5 protein-coding genes are annotated in these 3,738 nt (G+C 69.4%); 2 read left to right on the top strand and 3 right to left on the bottom strand.

Annotated features, from left to right (window positions below; genetic code table 11):
* Positions 1-193 (bottom strand): Zn-ribbon domain-containing OB-fold protein (locus ACYVE7_RS30925; protein ID WP_460369711.1); only part of this gene is annotated, 193 nt, incomplete at its 3' end.
* Positions 190-1,365, bottom strand: a complete 1,176-nt coding sequence (locus ACYVE7_RS30920) for a thiolase family protein (protein WP_460369710.1) — start codon at positions 1,363-1,365, stop codon at positions 190-192. The genes ACYVE7_RS30920 and ACYVE7_RS30925, both read right to left, overlap by 4 nt.
* A gap of 251 nt (positions 1,366-1,616) precedes the next feature.
* On the opposite strand from ACYVE7_RS30920, the gene ACYVE7_RS30915 reads away from it, so the two are divergent.
* Positions 1,617-1,820 (top strand): cold-shock protein, encoded by a 204-nt coding sequence (locus tag ACYVE7_RS30915; RefSeq protein WP_460369708.1) that lies wholly within the window; start codon positions 1,617-1,619, stop codon positions 1,818-1,820.
* A 153-nt stretch (positions 1,821-1,973) separates the two neighbouring features.
* Here ACYVE7_RS30915 and pip read toward each other — a convergent pair whose 3' ends face one another.
* Entirely contained in the window at positions 1,974-2,939 is a 966-nt protein-coding gene (gene pip / locus ACYVE7_RS30910) for a prolyl aminopeptidase (RefSeq protein WP_460369707.1), read from the bottom strand.
* Between the two features lie 136 nt (positions 2,940-3,075).
* Here pip and ACYVE7_RS30905 point away from each other — a divergent pair.
* Positions 3,076-3,738 (top strand): hypothetical protein (locus ACYVE7_RS30905; protein ID WP_460369706.1); only part of this gene is annotated, 663 nt, incomplete at its 3' end.

The following is a 3,738-nucleotide window of genomic DNA, read 5'->3' as shown; positions in this document are numbered from 1 at the left end:
GCACCCGCGCCCACGACACCAGCGAGGCACGGCCCTCGGCCCGCGCCCACGCCAGGTCCTCGCCGCCGCACCGGGAGCAGGAGCTCGCGAGCGGCCCGTACCAGTGCGCGCAGTCCGCGCAGCGCCTGATCATCAGCAGGTCGCGCCGGGCCCCGTCGAAGAACGGGTCGGTCCTGCCGTCGCGGTGGATCATCGCTTTCCCTTCGGGTGCGGGCTGACGACGAGGGTGCTGTGGTGGTCGAGGATCCCGCCGTTGCCGCTCACGAGGATCACGTCGTTGCGGGGAGCCTGCCGCGCGCCGCCCTGGCCGCGCGCCTGGATGACGGCCTCCGACAGCGGCGTCATGCCCCACATGTAGTAGCCGGACAGCTGTCCGCCGCCGGTGTTGGTCGGCAGCGAGCCGCCGGGTCCGAGCGCCCCGGACGCGGCGAACGCCCCGCCCTCGCCCTTGCCGCAGAACCCGTAGTCCTCCAGCGTGATCAGCGTGGTGAAGGTGTAGCAGTCGTACAGCTCGGCCACGTCGACGTCCGCGACGCCCACCCCCGCCATCCGCAGCGCGGTCGGCCCGGAGATCGCGGCCCCGGTCGTCAGCCCGAACGCGCTGCCGGCCTCCTGCCGGTGCCCGGGATGCCCCTGCCCCCAGCCGAGGACGTGCACGGGTGGCTGGGCCAGGTCCCGCGCCCGCTCCGCCGAGGTGACGATCACCGCGACGGCCCCGTTGGAGACCAGGCAGCAGTCCAGCAGGTGCAGCGGTTCGACGACGAACCGGGAGCTCTGGTGGTCCTCGAGCGTGATCGGTTCGCGGAGCTGCGCCAGCGGGTTGAGCGAGGCCCACGCCCGGGTGGCGACGGCGATCGCGCCGAGCTGCTCGCTGGTCGTCCCGTAGCGGGACATGTGCCGCTGAGCGGCGAGCGCGTAGACCGCGTTGACGCTCCGGAACCCGAGCGAGGCGTTCATCCCGTGGTAGCCGTAGTAGTCCCGCGACGACCGGTCGTAGGCCGAGCCCGCCGACTGCTTCGGCTGGAGCGGCGCGTCGGCGAAGACGCAGGCCACGGCCGTCGCGGCGCCGCTGAGCACCGACTGGGCCGCGTAGGAGACCATCGCGCCCGCCGTGGCCCCGAACGAGCTCATCAGCGAAAGGAGACGAAGATCACGTAGCCCGAGCACGTCGGCCAGTTCGATGCCGGGGGAGCCGCCCATCCCGTGGCTGACGAGCAGCCCGTCGAGGTCGGCGAGGCCGAGCCCGGCGTCCGCGGCCGCCAGGCGCACGGCGTCCGCGGCCAGCCGCCGCGGGCTGCGCCCGTAGACCTTTCCCAGCTCCGTCATGCCGAGCCCGGCAATGGCGGCGCCCGTCGCGGTCACCATTCCGCCCACCTCCCGAATCAGGTTCTAGATGCTACCGAACAGAATTCGGAATGATCTTTTTGGGGGGTGGGGCTGGACACCCCGCGTAGAGGATGTGCTACCTTGTGCATTGGTCGTAGAAGTGCTTTCGCCTGATCGAGTGTTCGATGCCCGCGGAGTTCATCTCAGCGGGTTTTTTCTTTTGGGGGATCGGACCGCGGCGACCCGGGTTCGCACAGTGTGGATCTGTAGGTACACATCAGGAGTGCAGTATGGCGCAGGGCACCGTCAAGTGGTTCAACGGCGAAAAGGGCTTCGGCTTCATCCAGCAGGCTGAGGGCGGCCCGGACGTGTTCGTCCACTTCAGTGCCATCCAGGGAACCGGTTACCGGAACCTGGAGGAGAACCAGCAGGTCGAGTTCGACATCACGCAGGGCCCCAAGGGTCCGCAGGCGGAGAACGTCCGCGCCCTCTGATTTAAGAGGGATGCGGGGTTGACGTCGAGTCGGCCTCACAGAGAACGTCGCAAAGCCCCCGTAGCGCGTGCGCTGCGGGGGCTTTGTCGTACCGGTTTGGACCGGTCCGAACCGGTTCCGAACCGGTAGCTTGACCGGCTCGGAACCGGTACGTCACGAAGCGAAGCGGTCCGTCGCCTTGATGAGCCGATCGAGGATGCCGGGCTCGTCGAACGCGTGGCCCGCGTCGTCGATCAGATGGAACTCGGCCTCGGGCCAGGCCAGGTGCAGGTCCCACGCCGTCGCGGCGGGCGTGCAGACGTCGTACCGCCCCTGGACGATCACCGTCGGGATGTGGCGGATCGTGTCGATGTTGTCGAGGATCCAGTCCTCGCTGGAGAAGAAGCCGCCGTTCACGAAGTAGTGGTTCTCGATCCGGGCGAACGCGACCGCGTAGTCGGGCTCGCCGAAGTGGTCCACGAGCTCCTTGTTGGGCAGCAGCGTGACGGTCGAGCCCTCCCACGTGGCCCAGGCGCGTGCGGCGGGCAGCCGGATCGCCGGGTCGGGGTCGGACAGCCGCCGCGAGAACGCCTCGATCAGCTCCTCGCGCTCGTCCTCGGGGATCGGCGCGAGGTAGTTCTCCCACAGATCGGGGAAGAGCAGCGACGCGCCGCCCTCGTAGAACCACGCCAGCTCGAACGAGCGCAGCAGGAAGATGCCCCGCAGGACGAGCTCGCTGGTGCGCTCGGGGTGTTCGATCGCGTACGTCAGGGACAGGCAGCTTCCCCACGAGCCGCCGAACACCATCCAGCGGTCGATGCCGAGGTGCTCGCGGAGTTTCTCCATGTCGGCGACGAGGTTCCAGGTGGTGTTCGACTCCAGCGAGACCGCCGGATCGCTGGCGTGCGGCAGGCTCCGGCCGCAGTTGCGCTGGTCGAAAAGGACGATCTTGTAGGCCGAGGGATCGAACTGCCTGCGGTGATCCGGGCCACATCCGCCCCCGGGGCCGCCGTGTACCATCACCACGGGCTTTCCGTCCGGATTGCCGCAGACCTCCCAGTGGATCTGCTGCCCGTCACCCACGTCGAGCAGGCCGGACTCGTAAGGTTCGATCGGCGGATACAGACTGCGTAGCTCCATGTTCTGACATTCTGTCAGCACCAGGGAGCAGCGAGATACTGAGATCGCATTGCGGGACGGGGGAGACATACCCCCATGCCGGCAATACAGTTTTCCCATACCAGCGTCGTGATGAACCCCTTCTGGAGTCTTTACCGTGAGTGACCTCAACGGATCAGGCGGCCAGCGCACCGCACAGCCCGGTGGCTTGTCGTGGTCGCCTTCGCCCGCCCAGTCGCCAAGGGAGCTCCTCAACGCCCACGCCCAGCAGCCCGTCCAGGCGCAGGGCCAGCAGCAGGCGCAGGCCGAGGGCCGCACCCTGCCGGGCTGGGACCTCGTCGAGAAGCTGAAGCAGATGGCCGAGCTGCTCGGTGAGGCCCTGTCGGTCGGCGAGCGCCGCATCAGCGACGTGCAGAGCGAGGCCGCCCAGCAGCTCGCCTCCGCCCAGAACGACAAGGACAAGGCCCAGCGCGACGCCGCGACGGCCTGGACCGAGGTCAACCGCTCCAGGACCCGCGCCGAGACGGCCGAGCGCCGTGTCGCCGAGACCGAGCAGGCGATGCGCCAGCTCGTCACCCAGCACGACACCATGCAGAACGCCCGCGACGACGCCCTGCGCTCCGTCGACGAGGCCAACAACCAGCGGCGGATCGCCGAGGAGCGGATCGCCGAGCTGTCCCGCCAGGTCGACGCGCTCCGCGCCGAGGTGACCTCGGTCCGCGCGGCCCTCACCGACGCCGAGAACACCTCGCAGGCCCTGCAGGTCGCCGCGGGCAACGCCGGCGCCGAGCCAGAGGACGCCCGCCGCCAGGCCGCGGAC

The organism is Actinocorallia lasiicapitis, from assembly GCF_054778695.1.
The sequence above is the reverse complement of the archived record's forward strand: the minus strand, read 5'-3'. Positions and strand labels throughout refer to the sequence as shown.